Annotated in this window: 19 protein-coding genes and 1 pseudogene; 4 read left to right on the plus strand and 16 right to left on the minus strand. The window is 48.4% G+C overall.

Translation table 11 applies throughout. From position 1 onward, the window contains the following. Nucleotides 1–116 precede the first annotated feature (116 nt). Both HMPREF3119_RS19890 and HMPREF3119_RS19895 read left to right on the plus strand, forming a co-directional pair. Nucleotides 117–314: pseudogene (locus HMPREF3119_RS19890) on the plus strand (glycosyl transferase); the annotation flags it as partial. 41 nt (nt 315–355) lie between these two features. After that, nucleotides 356–598: a hypothetical protein gene (locus tag HMPREF3119_RS19895; RefSeq protein WP_246829294.1), complete on the plus strand. Its 243-nt coding sequence runs from the start codon at nt 356–358 to the stop codon at nt 596–598. Nucleotides 599–656: 58 nt separating this feature from the next. Here HMPREF3119_RS19895 and HMPREF3119_RS15410 read toward each other — a convergent pair whose 3' ends face one another. From HMPREF3119_RS15410 to HMPREF3119_RS15470, 13 genes are all read right to left on the minus strand, one after another. Beyond that, nucleotides 657–1,889, minus strand: coding sequence for a phage baseplate protein (locus tag HMPREF3119_RS15410; RefSeq protein ID WP_070580237.1), 1,233 nt, complete (start codon nt 1,887–1,889; stop codon nt 657–659). A gap of 5 nt (nt 1,890–1,894) precedes the next feature. Continuing rightward, the gene (locus HMPREF3119_RS15415; protein ID WP_004239637.1) at nt 1,895–2,557 is read right to left on the minus strand and encodes a DUF2612 domain-containing protein; all 663 of its coding nucleotides are present in this window, start codon (nt 2,555–2,557) and stop codon (nt 1,895–1,897) included. Further along, nucleotides 2,554–3,741, minus strand: a complete 1,188-nt coding sequence (locus HMPREF3119_RS15420) for a baseplate J/gp47 family protein (protein WP_036414619.1) — start codon at nt 3,739–3,741, stop codon at nt 2,554–2,556. The genes HMPREF3119_RS15415 and HMPREF3119_RS15420 overlap by 4 nt, the downstream gene beginning before the upstream one ends. Then, nucleotides 3,734–4,078 carry a contractile injection system sheath initiator gene (locus tag HMPREF3119_RS15425; RefSeq protein ID WP_070580239.1) on the minus strand — a complete coding sequence of 115 codons (345 nt, stop codon included), beginning with the start codon at nt 4,076–4,078 and terminating at the stop codon, nt 3,734–3,736. The genes HMPREF3119_RS15420 and HMPREF3119_RS15425 overlap by 8 nt, the downstream gene beginning before the upstream one ends. Then, nucleotides 4,075–4,767 carry a Gp138 family membrane-puncturing spike protein gene (locus tag HMPREF3119_RS15430; RefSeq protein ID WP_004237442.1) on the minus strand — a complete coding sequence of 231 codons (693 nt, stop codon included), beginning with the start codon at nt 4,765–4,767 and terminating at the stop codon, nt 4,075–4,077. Before HMPREF3119_RS15430 ends, HMPREF3119_RS15425 begins: the two co-directional genes overlap by 4 nt. Before the next feature lie 16 nt (nt 4,768–4,783). Then, on the minus strand, nt 4,784–5,599 hold the full coding sequence (locus HMPREF3119_RS15435; RefSeq protein ID WP_046024355.1) for a baseplate hub protein: 816 nt from the start codon (nt 5,597–5,599) through the stop codon (nt 4,784–4,786). Continuing rightward, complete coding sequence (locus HMPREF3119_RS15440) at nt 5,592–5,885, minus strand: phage baseplate plug family protein (protein WP_004237445.1); 294 nt, start codon at nt 5,883–5,885, stop codon at nt 5,592–5,594. The genes HMPREF3119_RS15435 and HMPREF3119_RS15440 overlap by 8 nt, the downstream gene beginning before the upstream one ends. Then, entirely contained in the window at nt 5,882–6,421 is a 540-nt protein-coding gene (locus HMPREF3119_RS15445; protein ID WP_004237446.1) for a phage baseplate protein, read from the minus strand. Before HMPREF3119_RS15445 ends, HMPREF3119_RS15440 begins: the two co-directional genes overlap by 4 nt. Next, nucleotides 6,418–8,388: a phage tail tape measure protein gene (locus HMPREF3119_RS15450; protein ID WP_070580241.1), complete on the minus strand. Its 1,971-nt coding sequence runs from the start codon at nt 8,386–8,388 to the stop codon at nt 6,418–6,420. Before HMPREF3119_RS15450 ends, HMPREF3119_RS15445 begins: the two co-directional genes overlap by 4 nt. A gap of 82 nt (nt 8,389–8,470) precedes the next feature. Next, complete coding sequence (locus HMPREF3119_RS15455) at nt 8,471–8,929, minus strand: hypothetical protein (protein ID WP_036418370.1); 459 nt, start codon at nt 8,927–8,929, stop codon at nt 8,471–8,473. Between the two features lie 42 nt (nt 8,930–8,971). Next, nucleotides 8,972–9,424 (minus strand): phage tail fiber protein, encoded by a 453-nt coding sequence (locus HMPREF3119_RS15460; RefSeq protein ID WP_004237449.1) that lies wholly within the window; start codon nt 9,422–9,424, stop codon nt 8,972–8,974. A gap of 15 nt (nt 9,425–9,439) precedes the next feature. Beyond that, entirely contained in the window at nt 9,440–10,927 is a 1,488-nt protein-coding gene (locus tag HMPREF3119_RS15465) for a DUF3383 domain-containing protein (RefSeq protein ID WP_070580243.1), read from the minus strand. Nucleotides 10,928–10,936: 9 nt separating this feature from the next. Beyond that, entirely contained in the window at nt 10,937–11,452 is a 516-nt protein-coding gene (locus HMPREF3119_RS15470) for a phage gateway protein (protein ID WP_070580244.1), read from the minus strand. Nucleotides 11,453–11,641: 189 nt separating this feature from the next. On the opposite strand from HMPREF3119_RS15470, the gene HMPREF3119_RS15475 reads away from it, so the two are divergent. Further along, nucleotides 11,642–12,166, plus strand: a complete 525-nt coding sequence (locus HMPREF3119_RS15475; protein WP_246829292.1) for a hypothetical protein — start codon at nt 11,642–11,644, stop codon at nt 12,164–12,166. A gap of 148 nt (nt 12,167–12,314) precedes the next feature. Here HMPREF3119_RS15475 and HMPREF3119_RS15480 read toward each other — a convergent pair whose 3' ends face one another. Together HMPREF3119_RS15480 and HMPREF3119_RS15485 are read right to left on the minus strand one after the other, a co-directional pair. Continuing rightward, nucleotides 12,315–12,746 (minus strand): antiterminator Q family protein, encoded by a 432-nt coding sequence (locus HMPREF3119_RS15480; protein WP_015422659.1) that lies wholly within the window; start codon nt 12,744–12,746, stop codon nt 12,315–12,317. Nucleotides 12,747–12,957: 211 nt separating this feature from the next. After that, on the minus strand, nt 12,958–13,656 hold the full coding sequence (locus HMPREF3119_RS15485) for a DUF4431 domain-containing protein (protein WP_070580248.1): 699 nt from the start codon (nt 13,654–13,656) through the stop codon (nt 12,958–12,960). 269 nt (nt 13,657–13,925) lie between these two features. Here HMPREF3119_RS15485 and HMPREF3119_RS15490 point away from each other — a divergent pair, with 269 nt between their 5' ends. Then, the gene (locus tag HMPREF3119_RS15490) at nt 13,926–15,002 is read left to right on the plus strand and encodes a glycosyltransferase (RefSeq protein WP_004237456.1); all 1,077 of its coding nucleotides are present in this window, start codon (nt 13,926–13,928) and stop codon (nt 15,000–15,002) included. A gap of 345 nt (nt 15,003–15,347) precedes the next feature. Here HMPREF3119_RS15490 and HMPREF3119_RS19900 read toward each other — a convergent pair whose 3' ends face one another. Continuing rightward, the gene (locus HMPREF3119_RS19900; RefSeq protein ID WP_246829293.1) at nt 15,348–15,683 is read right to left on the minus strand and encodes a hypothetical protein; all 336 of its coding nucleotides are present in this window, start codon (nt 15,681–15,683) and stop codon (nt 15,348–15,350) included. Between the last annotated feature and the right edge of the window lie 329 nt (nt 15,684–16,012).

Genomic DNA, 16,012 nt, shown 5'->3' on the forward strand with positions numbered 1-16,012 from the left:
CAACTGATATTTACACCATATATAACCCGATTGCAATCCAGCAAAAAAACAATAAGTTGTGGTGATAAAAAAATTTCCTGTACCTTGGCCGGGTAATGAGCGGAGGACAGAAAAATATGAATGAATTATTCCGAGCACTATCCGGAGTTAGTAATAACTGGACTCTTCACATCGTTGGTTCTGGTGATGAATCTGAAATAGTAATATTAAAAAAATTAGCTCATGAACTGAAAATCAGTGAAAAAATCATCTGGCACGGATGGCAAAAAAATCCGTGGGATTATGTGGAAAATGAAATAAAAAACGTTTCTGCGCTTATTTTAACGTCTGCCTACGAAGGGTTTCCGATGGTGCTATGCGAGGCAAGCAGTATGGTATTTATATTGTCAGCTCAGACTGCCCGACAGGACCTGGTGATATTATTCAGCCATATAAAAATGGTGAGTTATATTCTATCGGAGACGATAAAAAACTGGCCTGTATACTGCATAAAATTGCAGCCAACGAAACAACAGTAAATCCTGAAACAATAAAAAAATCAATTTCCGTATTCTATGAAAATGAATATATCAATCGGGTATTGGCTATTTTTAAATAAAGTTTTGGTAAACCTGGGTTCCAACCGGAACCCCAGGGTCGTTATTTAAGTGATATAATCATTTAGTTCTGTACCAGCCCATTAATGTAATGTAAGCGTTGACGACTGAAATTAATGAGCCACTGCCTGTATTTCCTGTTGTGCCGGAAAAACTATGGTTATGTGCGCCAATTGCAACAAAATGCGTATGTGCTCCAGCATTCGAAGTTGTTTTGGTATCCCAACCTGAGTTAGAGTTGCCACCTACATCATATCCCCTGTTGGTATTATAATTAAGTAATGTATAGGTATGAGTATGTCCACCAGTATTATTAGTAGTCTTCGTCCCGTAATCAAAACTCGATGTAGTTCCGGAGAAACTATGGCTGTGTGCCGGTAAATGAGCAGCGGTTAATGTAATATTATCACTGCCGCCGCTGGTCAGCACATTACTGCCGCTGCTGTTTGCCAGCCGGATTGTTTTATTTTCACCGATATAAGACCAGGAAGTTCCCGGAAATAAGTCATTCGGGTTTTTATTTTGCGCAAACCAAATAACGACACCGACAGGATAAATCGTATCAATATTTACCGCGTTTTTCAGTGCTACCGTTACAGCATTCTGACTCATGACTGATGTGAATGAATTGCCGGTATTCTGCACGACTGCGGTTTTATCCATCTTTTTATTCAGATCCGCATTCAGTGCATATTCCCCCGCAGGCTGATAATTCCCTTTCGGCTGGTAACGGCCATCACCTTCTGTTTTGGTATAAACATCGGTTTTTAAGGCATAATTCCCAGCCGGGGCATAATTGCCTTTCGGCTGGAAGTGAGTATCCGATTCCGCTTTGGAATAACTGTAACCTTCCGGCAGATAATTACCCGCAGGCTGAAATTTCTGATCCGATTCCCCTTTGCTGTAAGCGCCCACCTCTCCGGCGGTCAGATCGGCTTTCAGTTCTGCCCATGCCGTTCCGGCAACCGGTTCGGTGGTGTTATTTTCAACCTTTGACTGCCAGGTTTTGTTTTTGTGGTACACAACACTGCGGACAGCATACGGTTTACCGGCCTCCTGCCAGACCGGAACCCCGAAGGACTGCATTTCGCCGACTGCTTCCGTGATATCGTGAAACAGGCTGTTCATCTTCTCACGTTCGATATCTTTGGCAGCCGGATCTGTGGCCTGGTCCCGCTCGTAGTCATACCCGTAACCCTGGGTATAGGAAACCGCGCCGTCGGCCCGGACTTCATCAGGAATAGCAGCGCGGTCCCCTTGTGTTGCAAAGGGGACTTTAAATAATTTAGTCATACGTTTTATGCTCCGAAGTTACTGCTCAGGAAGTTTTTCCGGTTTTCACCGTGACCAAAGGCTTTTTTGGTCACAATCCGGTATTTGACGCCGACACCGGACGGGCGCGGCATAAGATCGAAGTTCTCCAGCAGAACGCGCAGGCGTTCATCCGGATTAAAATTAAACACGTAATACAGATAGGTCATATCCAGCGGATCGAGCACAAATACCCTGCTGTCTTTATTGCCGAAAAACCGTTCGAGGAATTCATTAATATTGCTGACAGTCGGGCTTTGCGTCAGATTGAAATAACGCATACGGATAATCAGCCGTTTTTGTTCCTGTGTCAGTGACAGTGTGTAATCACTGTTACGCCGGAAATTCGCCCTGAAATTAGCCTTTTTATTACCAAAACCGGTACCGATTTTTGTTTTATCATGCGGCGGAATATCCACCCCGAGCGGCACATCCAGGATCCGCGCCCAGATACCGAGGCCAAAATCAGTGGCGGTATCGATATTAAACACATCGTTGTACCAGTTCTGCCAGAAGCTGACGGTCGCCCGCTCAAACCAGTCAGATTTATGGCGGGCCAGTGCTTTCAGGTTTTCCGCCTCTTCGTACTGCCATAACAGTGCCCGCAGCAGATCTGAATGAAATGAAAACGACTGGATGGAGTCTGTCATACAAACACCACCTGAACCGCACTGCGGTTAATTTTGGCAACTTCCGTCAGTTTTACCGGATAAATATCCGGTGACCAGTGTGTGCCGTCTGCGGATAATTCAATACGGGTGATAAACAGCCGCGGCTCAGCGGCATTAATACCGGCAGAAATCTCAAACGGTGAAACTTCCCGTCCGGCCACCAGCCCGCCATCCCCCCCGGTATCGCCGTTTGCCCAGGCTTCCACCGCCGCCGGGATAAGCGTTTGTGCATCCAGGGCGGTTTTTTTGACCGTCACACGACAAAACAGCACCACTTCTTTTGCGCGATCGAATTTTACCGTGTAAACCTGCCCGCTGACCGGCTCCGTCACCTCAACCTCCTCACTGCCGTTATAGGCGGCACCGATGGTTTTGGTCCGCAGCAGTGCGGCAGCAATTTCCTGACTCTCCCCGCCCTCGACGCAAACATACACACTGTGCGGTACAAGCGTGATACCGTCCGCTGCCATCGGGGTATTGGTATAATTTTCCCGGTATGCCAGAGAGCGGACACCTTCCAGTTCATACAACGCGGAAGTCATGGCCTCACCGACACTGACCGTATTTTTTGCCAGTGTCAGTTTACGGCGGCGGCGGGACTGTAAATCAGACTCCGCAATCCGGCCGGTAACCGCACCGGTCGGGTTAGTCACCGTCTCCCATCCGAGAACAGAACTGGCCACCGTCATCATCTGCCCGGCCGGACACTCCACGGGACCGGTTTCAACTGCACGCATATCGCCGCTGACAGTCCCGTTTTTACCGATAATCAGCGATTTTGTGGTGAAAAACGTGTCACCGGCCAGTGTTTCTGCCTGTGCCCCTTTCGGAATGATAGTGCCCGGCACACCGCCGAACTGTACCTGCGTCAGAATCGAGCGGGTGGCATCCCGGCGCTCCCCTCCCATCAGTGCCCAGATAGCATCCAGAAACACGCCTCCGGCAAGATCCGGGTTTATCTGATTTGCCAGTTCCGCATTATTACGCACAATGGCATCACGATTCTCTGTTTCCATCGTGATCAGCACCCCCTGCGGGGTTTCCGGCGAAATATCCAGATCCTGACCAAACACCGCCTTAAACTCATTTTCAACGGCTGTGCGCTGCTCAGCAGTATCCGGGATAATCACGCCGGATGAGGTAATATAGTTATATTCAGCCATTTAACCTGATACTCCCGTATTCAGTTTGTAAAACAGCGGTATAGCTCAGATTGTTATCTTTCAGCGTGGCCGTGAATGAAATCACTTCTGTGACCTGCGGGATCTCCCCTATCCGTTCACGGAATGCGGTTTCAAACACCGGCAGATCCGCCTGCCGTCCGAACGTGGTTTTCCAGTACGGAATGCCCTTGTCCTGCTTATGCAGCATTTCGCCGCGCAGTGCTTTGATATACTGAGCACAGCTGTTTTTTACTGCCTGTTCATCGTGGGCGATGGCGAGATTACCGTCTCCCCCGGTGAACAGATCATTATTTTCACTGACATCAAATGTCATCATAGCGGTTCTCCTGAATCCTCATGTCCGCGCTGAATACCGCTGTGTTTGTGGGTTGAACCGATGTCTTTGCCGTTATGTTTCAGGGTGCCGCCCGCCGCATTACTGTCACCATTCACAGCGTGATTACCGTTAATAGTCACATTTCCGGTATAAATGGTTTCCGGTGCATTAACCTCAAACAACGGCGTATCCAATACAGCTTTGTCCCCGTGCAACGATAAACACACAGCACCATCCGCAGACTGCACCACCAGGGCATCCGTATTTTTGCCGTCGATTACCCAGCCTTTGAGTGTATCGGGAAAAAACATGGCATCACTGAATGTGTGCAGACGTGCGGTATTGGGTTCGTCTTCCAGTCCGCCGCGCTGGAAAATCAGGCTGATATCCCGGTCATTGGCTTTCAGCCAGCCGAAATCCCCCGGTTTTACCGGCATACGGATAAAAAAACCGCCGCCGCCGAAACGAAACACCGGAATATTAGCCAGCGCACCGCGCCCGACTTTCTTTCCGGCGGTCGTCACCATCATCACCAGCGGTTTCACCACGGCCCGGTTGCTCGTGTCGTCATAACTGACCACCGTGGCCGGCAGCATATCGTCAATATTCATCAGCAGACTGCGGAACGCAGCCGCAAACTGCCCGGCCAGACTGCCTTCACTGGCCATATCACTGTTAGGTTTATTCATTGCTTTGCCCGTGTCGTCAGGCCCGTTTGCAGGTTGCCGTATAAAAAAAGGCATCCTCATGTGAGGCGATATCGAATTTCAGCTGCTCGATGATGTAATCCCCGTTCAGCGAAGGGTTGAATTTGCTGTTCAGCCGCAGCATACCGCCGAGGCAGGATTCACCGTCGATCAGATATGACACTTCAAGCCCTTTCTCTGTCGCTTTCGGGATCCCGATCATGCCGGTTTTCTGATTCAGAATACGCAGTTTGCCGGACAGCGCTTTATCCCTGTCTTTCACATACAGCACATCGTCATCAATAAAGGCTTTCACATTCCCGGCGTCCTGCAGCCGCTCAATCTGCTTCAGCGCGGGACCGCAAAAATACCAGTTAGCGACATTTTTATCGGTCGCCTGGAAATCCAGTGAAACATGGCAGTCTTTTGCGATTTTTGCAGCGATCTCACTCATTTTTGACATCGCCTGCCCCCCGGAAGTCACAATATCGCGGGTGCCGGCATTGCCGGTTTTGGCTTTCAGCGTCAGTGTCACATCCGGCGGTGACGCAATTTCCGCGCTGACAATATCGCCGGTAAAGATGCGGAATACGCCGGTACTGCGCCGCCCGGCTTCCAGAATGATCCGGTGTGGTGTTTTGCTCTCCGTAAAGGGACTGGTTTCCGTCAGCAGCATGTTGCGGGTTTGTGTATTCAGGCCATCAATGCTGAATGAACAGTCATTCTGTAACGGATTGGCGTATTTCGTGCCCGAAGCATGCATACGCATGCCCTCATACCATTGCAGACGGCCGTTAACCTCGATGGCGCAGCGGATCCTGCGTAAGTCAATCATCATCCCCCCGCCAGACCAGTGTCTGTGTTTTTCCGAACTGTTCCCACCAGGGCAATGCGTCCCCGCCGGTCAGTAACGTAAAATTGCCGCCTGACGTAAGATAGCGGTACGGGATCAGCGGCTGATCCGGCAGCATCCGCATCCCCTGCACAACAATCTCATCATCGCAGCGGATATCACAGCACATCACTCCGTGCGCGGTTTTGATTGTCAGTTCCCATTCCTGTTCATTCAGCGTGACCCGCAGGCGCTGATTCGGCACGGTATTCAGTGGTATAATTTTCATTTGCCCCCCGGTTTACCGGCAGCCCCGCCGGCAAGTTTTACGGCAACAGAACTTTTTTTCGCCGGTGGCGGTGCCGCCGTCTGAGCCTGCACTTTGCCGCTGTTCACTGTGCTGCTCTGTTTTTTCTTCACCACCTTGCGCGGCGGTAGTTCGCCGTATTCCGGTTCAATCACCCGCCACTCGGTAAAGGTCAGCGAGAGGCTGAGACCATCAGCCATTTCCGGATTTTCATCATGGGTAAAAGAGGTGATCAGCATCGGCCCGTAGGCTCTCACCCTGGTCTGAATACACACCAGCTTGTGATAGTCATACGCCTGCTGCATTGCCTTAAACTCATCTTCTGTTTCGCCGGTGAGCATTAAATCCATACTGATAGTTACCGCATTAACCACGACATGATCACTGCGGGTTTCACCGGATTCCACCTGAAACGATGTGGCTTTATGGGTATCAGAGACTGTCAGTTTTACCGGGCTTGCTGAATCAAACAGCGTGGCAAATGAGTTCACATCAAAGATTTTGACTTCTGTTATCATTTCTCCATCCCCGAATTATATTCATGTCCCATATTTTCGATGTGCTGCCGCAGCACCTCAACGATATCCGCCGCAATAGTTTGCGGATCACCGTCTTTGGCAACGATACGGATCTCACCGACAGAGACATTATTTTCATTGCTGACCGCAGACTGATTACTGATCGTTCCGCTGGTCAGGGATGCCATCGGGTTGGCCGCCAGCGTGGTGACATGGCCGGTGATTTGTCCGGCAAGTTTCAGTGTTTCCTCTTCACTGAGAGGCGGGGTTTCCGGGATGCTGTACTCCAGTTTGCCCTTCGTGGTCACGGTACGGTTAACGTTCTGTTCAATCTCTGCCGAATCCCCCATACCGACCCAGCCTTTCACTGTACTCCAGCCCTCTTTGACCAGATCCATCCCTTTACTGATCCAGCCGAGGATCTCTTCAATCTGCTCCCACAGCCATGTGAAGATACCGACAACCGCATCTGACACGGTATCAAAGACCGCTTCAAATTCAGCGCCCCAGGCCATCACCCCCTGAATACTGGCAGTCAGCCAGTCAATAAACTCATTGAGTGCCGTGTTCATGGTGTTGTAAGCCGCGACGACAATATCCGCCACAACGCCAATCACCGACATAATGAAGTCAAACAGAACGACAAATGCCTCCCACACCGTAAGAATGACCGCTTTCAGCCCCGGATAACTGTCGAGTATCCGTCCGATCATCGAGTCGTTACCGTCGATGAAATTCATGATGTCGTCATACACCAGCGCAAAAACCGCCGCCAGCAGAAGGATCCCCGCCACCACCGCCATAACCGGCAGCATGGCGGTCCATGTACTGATCTGTGCCAGTTTCATAGCGTGAACATATTTGCCTGTCACGACGGTGGCCACCGCGATAAAAAAGCCGGTGACAAAATTTTTGTTTTCTTTCGCAAAAACAACGATTTTTTCCAGCCAGTCCAGCGCCTGAGCCAGCGCCGGGATCAGCATACCCATCAGACTGTTTTTCAGGAGACCGGCGGATTGTTCCAGGCTCAGCATGGCATTGTTAAAACTGATGGATTGCTCAATACTCTCGCGGGTGATACCGCCATAGTCTTTCTGTGTTTCCATCATCCGGGATAACTCTTCCCGCCCTTTCATCAGCATCTCAACAGTGCCGTTATCCTCAACACCCAGTCCGCCGAGTGTCTTTTTGGCCTCACTGAATGACATGCCCTGCACTTTATCCGCAGTCTGTAACACCTTTTCCATCGAATCCCCGGCAAAACCGAATGCTTTTGCCATTGCGGATAAATCGGCCTGTGCGGCACTGCGGGTTCCGCCGAGAGCAGCAACCGAGCCGGAAAACGCATCCACATCCTGCGTGGTGATATTGATTTCTCTGCCCAGTTTATCAATGGATTCAATTTCAGCGGCGCGGGCTGTCGCATCACTGATAAGTCCGGTGATTGTCGTTGAAATACCGGCGAAATTGAGGGATTTTTCCGCCAGTGCCGCAACGTTATCAAATGCACTTTGCCAGGCGGCATCCGAATCACGGAGAGCGCTCTGTACTTTTTTCTGGGCACTTATTTCTGCCGCCGCTGCCGCCTCGCCGGTACGCCGGGTTTCAGAGATGCTGTTCTGCAGGTCGTCATAATTCTGCTTCAGCGCCTTAAATACAGCGTCAGATTCCCCACCGGTAAACTGCACCAGCGAGGTCACAATGGCACTCAGTTTCGTACTCATTTCACCGGTCTGTTTTGTCACTTCCCCGGCATTACTCTCAAACTCAATATACTGTCCGCCGCTTACCTGCTCCTGCCACGGCCACATCTCTTTCAGCAGGCTGCCGAACGTCAGCGTGTTTTGCTGCGCCTGTTTTATATCGTCAACGATGTCATCCGTGGAACGCCGGAGATTATCAAGTGCGCCGTTTGTCTGACTGATATCAGATTCAATTAACTGAACAAAGGTTTCCGTCAGAGACATTATCTATCCTTTAAAGCGGCCAGCGCTTCGTTATATCTGTTGGTAATGGCGATTTCCCACAGATCCAGTGCCTCCTCCAGATCTACTGAGGTTTTGAGTTCGCTGAGGGTGGCGAGTTTTTCGCTGATGATGACTGCAAAGAAGCTATCAGCGTTTTTATAACCGACGGGAGTGAACTGCCTGCCCTGCTGAGCAGGGAGGGGAGGAAACCCCGGCTCCCGCCTTTGCCGAAAAAACTGGTGTTGTACTTCAGCATTTCCAGCTCAAGGCGGATCAGCGATTCCCCGTCCGGCACATGGTTATCAATCAGAGCCTGTGTCTTCAGCGGGATCTCTTCACCACTGACCGGCACACACACATAGGCCATCATTTTCAGCATGGCATCTTTACTGACTTCGTAGTCACCGATTTTCGGCGCATTGGACAGCGGATATTTGGCGAGAATTTCCCGCCCGGTAATTGCCGGAAGACGGCTGATAATGAATGTTTTCTCAACACCATCGGCATCTTTTACCGCCACTTCTTTAGGTTTGATCAGCATATTTCTTTCCCGTAAAAAAAGCGGGCTTTCGCCCGCTCAGAATTAACGATTACGTGTAAAATCAAAATCCTGGAATACAAATGTGTACTGTTTGGATTTCAGACGGCCCGCACCGGCGACAGAGCTTCCGCGGCTGCCGTTGGTGATACGGCCGTTACGTGCGGTGGTGGTCGAACCGTTGCCGTAAGAGGCAACCATCGTGATATTATCCCCAGCGGCGCGGCGGCCTCTTTTCGCCGTATTGGCGTCCAGCAGGATAGCCAGGTTCTGATCTTCCTCACTGCCCGCCGGCACGTTAATTGTGACCGTCTGCGGTGCCGGTGCTGACCAGCTCAGCAGGTTACCGTTGATATCGACGCCTGTTTTAACAATCTCGGTCGGCGGGAGATCCAGCGGATCCGCATCATCCGCAAAGGCGGTGATAAGAATACCTGACGGAAAGGTTTTGCTGGCTTTCACCACCAGCGCGAGACCGGTTGCTGATACTTCAATCATATTTTTCTTCCTTACTTACACTAAGTTATGTGAGCCTTCGACTTTACGGACCCAGTCGCCTTTGCCGTAAATCAGCACGTATTTCATGACATACTCCGGCAGACCGTTTTTGCCGGTGTTTTCGGTGATTTTCGCGTCATACCAGTAACCTTTGTCCTGCACATCGTGCCAGGCCAGATCATCACCGGAGGCATCTGCCACTGCGATTTTCTGTACTTCTGTCAGGTTCTTACCGGCCAGAATAGTGCCGTTATCCAGCGCTTTGGTAACTGCACCGGCAATCACCATCAGCGCCTGTGCCTCACCGTCTTTGTTGGCCGGAACACCGCGGGTGGCCAACAGAAGGCTGAACCACTGCTGTGCGATATACGCTTTCAGCCACTGCTCGTTGGCGTGAACACTCATATCCAGCGGATCAGATGCTCCGCCGCACAGGAAGCCGCGCTGATAAAAACGGATTTGCGAGCCGGCCACCGCCGTTTCGCCGTAATAGTTCACGCGCAGCTTGTCGAAGCGATCCGCATCCGCGTCTTTGGTCACCTGTGCCGGGAAGGTCACACCCAGCTGACGGAACATGTAGTTTGTCGCAGCATTCGTCCGGTCATAATCGGTCGCTGCCATCACTGCCATCGGCAGCGCCTGGATAAAGTAACCATTGTCCGTTTTCAGGTTCAGACCAACAGATGCCGTTCCTGCCAGCGCGGAATTTAATTCCTCTGCATTGTCGGCAGACACACTGAGATGCAGCTGATATTTCACATTCTCACCGGCGACATACTGCGCCAGCGGCACAGCCTGCTCCGCCGGTAATTCAGTGAGGAACGTCGCACTGCCGAATGAGTCAGATACCTGCTCTGCCACCATAAAAGCTTCCAGTGGTGTCTGCGCCGGATGCCCTTCTGATGACAGCCCGGAAGAAAGTCCCATGGCATCCGCGAGAACGGAATACGCCACACCGGCGGAGACATGCTCCTGTACACCGCCGTTCAGTTCGAACGCATTCTTTTGTGCATTAAAAGTGAGATAACTGCCCGCGAACTGCGGCTCACTCTCAGCGTTCAGTTTTGCCTGGATCAGCGAGGCAATATCGGCATAGGATTTGGCCGCCGATAAATCCAGATCCTTATAGTTTTTGGTGGTCTGACCGATGGTTACGGACAGTGTGCCGTCGGTGACGGCAGTCAGATCAGCCAGCGCGGCCGCTTTGATACCGAACAGTGCTGGTGTGCGTCCGACCGGCGCGTATGCGGCAATCTGCAGTTCTTTCGGTTTACTGACCGGTGCCGGACTGACATAACTGAAATACTGACGGGCAAACTGAGCTTCCGGTGAATCCGCCCCCAGCAGTTCATCAACCTGCCCCGGCGCAAATTCAAGGACATGACCGGCCGGAATTTTCGGATCAGCAGAGAATAACCGTGCGGTCAGCTTACGCTCAGGCACAGCAGAAGCGCCGATGACCGCAGAGGCGATATCGACATAGCGTGTTTGTTTAATTGGCATAGTAAAACCTTATATGCAGTAAATATCCGGGAACAGCGCTGAAACAACGCCGGTCTCCGGGCGGAGTGTACGGGTAAACGTCACATTGAAATCAAAAGAAGGTGCCTGTCTGTAATGCCCCTGGTCATCAGCCAGATACGGCACCCGGATAGCACCGGCGCGCTGAACGCCGACTCCCTGTTTATTCAGCACACCGGTAAAGGGCAGTGAATTCACAATCATCCTGACTGCGGCCACAATATCACCGGCGGTATGTGTCTGAGATTCAGTAATAAACCCCTGAACCCGGTATTTTTTTTCAGTTATCTGGCTTTCGGTATGATTGGCATTCTGCCCGCGGACGGCATAACTGCGTTTCTGCCATCCTGCCGGTGTCTCACCAACAGGATAAAAGGCAATAAAATCCTCTCCGGAGATATGATTTTCCGGAAAGAAACCCGCCTTAACGCCCATGGTAATACCGTGATTTTTCAGCTCAATAACCAGCTGGTTATAAATAATTAATTCAATGTCTTTATCATTCATTCTTACCTCAGTGCCTGTGAATACTCTCTGCCTCCTGTCCGGCCATAAAAAAGCCCTGCTCACAGGCAGGGCTGAACACACCGTATTTCGGTGCAGTGATATAATGACAGATAAATAATGATTTAATTTCCGTCAGGAAACCGTATATTAATGGTATCCGCCATATACCATAAAACCGGAACCGGCATCATGGATAACGATTACAACAGTAAATCAACACAGGAATTGGCTGATGGTTTAGCGCTGTACCTGAAACAAGGTTATATCAACCCGTTATATTTCAACTGGGATTGTGAAGACGAGGGTGCAGAAGAAGCGGGTTTTTATCTGGATGCGCTTTCTGTACGTGACCCTGATTTATCCTGTGAATTCCGGAAAAAAATAATGGAATCGCCGGTAATCAGTAATGATTATTTTAAATCCCAATGTATGGAATATTTACTGCTGTCATCAGATAAACACCGTGAGTATGTTATTCAGTATTTATCCGGCCATTACGATGTATTACCGGTTTCTGTGCTGCAAAAAGCGATGTTTTTTTTTTATTGTGCAAAGCGTGATCCTGATGACAATGATGTTGTTCCGGATTCATTGATAGTAAAACTCAAATCCCGCTATCATACCGTTAAAGATAACAAAGACGTCATGGCTTATGAACTGACTGAACTGAAAGAAACCGGCGACGACTTTTGCGCGGCATATCCTTCACCGTAAGATGCAATTCGTCATTTTTTACAGATTAGCATGCTGTTTGCGGCCGCACTAATGTGCTCCGGACTGCGGAAAAACATCCCGCCATAACGACAAAAAGGCACTCAGAATCTGAATGCCTTTCAATATGTAATTCGTTATTTTTTACAGATTAGCATGCCGTTTGCGGCCGCACCAATGTGCTCCGGACATCAGGATAGGCTTTATATAAACTATCCATATCCAGTTGCACTGCCAGTGTTTCCAGACAACCAAAAATAAAGCTTTCCGCGCTCTGTACCTGTTTACGGATTTCATCCTCGCGGACTTTATATTTACGCCCGATCGCCCGCTTGCTCATCCCTTTCACGTAATAATCCGTAATATAGTCGCGTTCACGTTCCAGACCGGCCGTCCCCAGCATGGATACACAACGATCGATAACCCGGCCATCCTCATCGCTGCATGAGGGTCTCTGTTTACTGCTGTTCTGAGCAAGTTCCCGGAATCCGGATGAAACACGGGCCCAGCCCATGCCCGCACAGTGACCACCCGCTGCCCAACCGCCCCAGTGCAACAGTATCGTCTGAATGTCTCTGCTCATAATATTCACCTGTATAGTATCCGTATTTATTTCCCGGTATCAGCTACTCTTCAGTGCCCGCTCAGGTCGCCGGGACACTGACAGAAAAAGCCCGCCCGAGAGGAAACTGGATAAATATACAGTATTTTTATGGATGATGTTAATCTGCTCCGGAAATAACAGGGAGATTAGCCTTGTGAATATCCGGAGCAACTATCAGTGAAACACAGAATTAGTGGTTATCTGACGGTGAAATAACCTTCACGCCTTTTATTGCCGTCACATCAATTAGTACCGGTGTATGGTGATGCCCGGTTTCGGCATAAAACATTTCGCCGGTAACAGAGACCTGCTGATTAAGATAATGCTGATTTTTGCTGTAAAAATCGCCTCTTACTATCAACTGAAACTGGTCATTACTGCCCCAGTCCGGACTGTCTTTTATACAGGTCAATGGTGCTTTGGTAAAAAGAACCCAATACGGCTCCGGTTCATCGCCCTCTTCCACGCTTTCATAATTTGGCGGCCCCGGAAATACAACACGTTTCAGTGTACCGGTTAATGTCACCTGCTGCCCGTCCTCGTAGCATATCTGCGCTGACGCCGGATTTTTACTGTCAGCAATATTCCGGAACAGCACAGATGATTTTTTATACCATTCCAGCTGGCATGCTTCTGTATCACAATTCTGTAATCTCAGTTTCCGGTTTTCTCTGACAATTTTTCTAAACTCATCACTGTTTCCGGTGATTTTTTTTGCCTGCAGGTAATCTGCATATAATTCATCATCTGCCTGAGATAATGACGGACTATCGCACACCAGTTTTTCTGTTTTACTCTGTGTTTTACTCTGTGCTTTACTGCAATCAAAGCTGACTGCAAAAGACGCAGATGAAAAGAGCAAACAGGATATAACCACCACTTTTTTCATACCAGACCTTCTGTTTCCCGGTGACAGCTTACAAAGATAAAAACCAGACATCAGCGGCTGTTATCCCTTAACTCTCCGTTATTGTGCCACAGGAGAAATCACATTTAACGCAGGTCAGGTCACAGATAATATCCGTATGATTTATTTTTAAGCATGGATACCTTATCATAATGACTACCTAAAAAAATCAAGCTGCCGATTAGTTTTGGTAAGTAATGATACTTATGTTAAATTGTCTGTACCACCTCAGTTCACGGGAAAGAGACAGCATGTCTGACATAACCAAAATCATCATTGCCGGTCGTAACATCAGCGGTTTTGGAGGCATGGAAACCGTATTCAGTACATTCAGCAGATTACTGACTGAATCCGGGAAAAACTATCAGATATCTTTCGTCTTTTTTAATGAACTGAATAATAGTGTTGACGATACGTGGCTCGGTAATAACCCGTTTACACGCTTCAGTTCATCACTAAAAAACGGGAAGCTGAAGAGAGTTTATTTTGCCTGTCAATTCGCTTCTGTTATTAAAAAAATAAATCCGGATTATGTCATTGCCTTTGATTCTGTTGGTTGTTACATTTCAAGACTGGCTTTGCGCTTCGCATTTAAAAGAATTCCATTGTTCTCGTGGAATCATTTCTCTGTCACCGGCTCATATAAAGCCAAATATATCAGGCTGACGGATAAACACCTGTCTATCAGTAGTGGTATAGCAACTCAGTTATCAGAAATGGGTATCAACCCTGCGGATATTTATACGATCTACAACCCGGTTCCGGAACAATCCGGAACAATCAGCTGTGGCAATGCGATAAATTTTTTATATGTCGGTCGCTTAATGTGCGGAGGACAAAAAAACATGAGGGAGTTGTTCAGCGCATTATCCGGTGTTCATGGTGACTGGAAATTGCATATCGTCGGCTCCGGCGATGACTCCGAAATAAAAAAATTAACTAGCCTGGCTCACGATCTGAAAATAGACGATAAAATCATCTGGCATGGCTGGCAATCAAGCCCGTGGAATTACATAGAACAAGAAATAAAAAATGTCTCTGCGCTTATTTTAACATCCGCATACGAAGGATTGCCGATGGTGCTGTGTGAGGCAAACAGCTATGGTATTTATACTGTCAGTTCAGACTGTCCGACAGGACCTGCAGATATTATTCGTCCGTATGTAAATGGTGAATTATATCCTGTCGGAGATAATAAAAAACTCGCTGACATTCTGAATAAAATCGTTTCCGGGGAAACAGAAATAAATCATACCGTGATAAAAAACTCCATTTCACCGTTTTATGAAGATAAATATCTTGCAAGGGTTTCGGATATATTTAAATGATAACTCTGCATTTTTCAGCCACAAACAGCCGATACACCATCAATAGTTATTTAGTATTCATAAATTCACATGACAATATCACAATATTATTTCACTATCACTGGCACTCGGCCCATTGCTCAGTGGTTTTAGTTTTGAAATCTGAAACAGCGTATTCTTTATAATCCACTGATATGACATAAACAGTTTTATCATCCTGCTCAAAGTAATAACCATTCTTTTTTGTTTTCATCTTCGGACTGGAGATTTTACTGCCGTCAGGCCTGAACGCAGTGAATGCTGAGTTGCTCAATGATACCGTGGAGTGAAATCGGCCTTGCATAGGGCCCATGGCATCACCAACGATCACAGCCTTAGAATAAATACAATTATAAGCAACACCAGAACCGATTGAACCGCCACTGCCAGAAGACCTGCCAGCCAATGATCCGCGCTTACTCCGCCTGTTGCTGCCACTGTTGAGCCGTGCAGAGATTTTTTACTATTAGTTGATATGGATTTATTACTATAATTCTTTGTGCTGTAACTGTTTGCTGTTCCTATCCTGCAAACTTTGTTTGCTGATATACATGAGTTGCCGCAGGGAATTCCTTTCTTGCAATTTTTAGCCAAAGCATCAGACAAGAATAATAAGGGAGATAATGCCACTAAACAGACAACAGTTATTTTCAAATTAGCCATCACACTACTCCAATAATCAGTTTCCCTAATGTTAATCGTCAGGTGGTGCAAAGGAAAGCAAAACGGTGTGAACATTTGAGGTAGGCGGCAACAAGAAAAGCCCGCGATATCAAAGATATCGCGGGCTTTAATATGGTGCCGGCTACCGGAGTCGAACTGGTGACCTACTGATTATAAGTCAGTAGTTTTGTTTTTTAATCAATTAGATACCGCATTAAATCACGCTTTCACGTCCCAACAATTAAAAAGATTGAAAAGGTATAAAGCACATCTTAAACCATTTGTGTCCCAAATATGTCCCACCACTCCTACCCATAGCGATACACTCA

The sequence above is a fragment of the Morganella sp. HMSC11D09 genome, from assembly GCF_001807955.1.
In the GTDB taxonomy this organism is placed as follows: Bacteria; Pseudomonadota; Gammaproteobacteria; order Enterobacterales; family Enterobacteriaceae; genus Morganella; species Morganella morganii.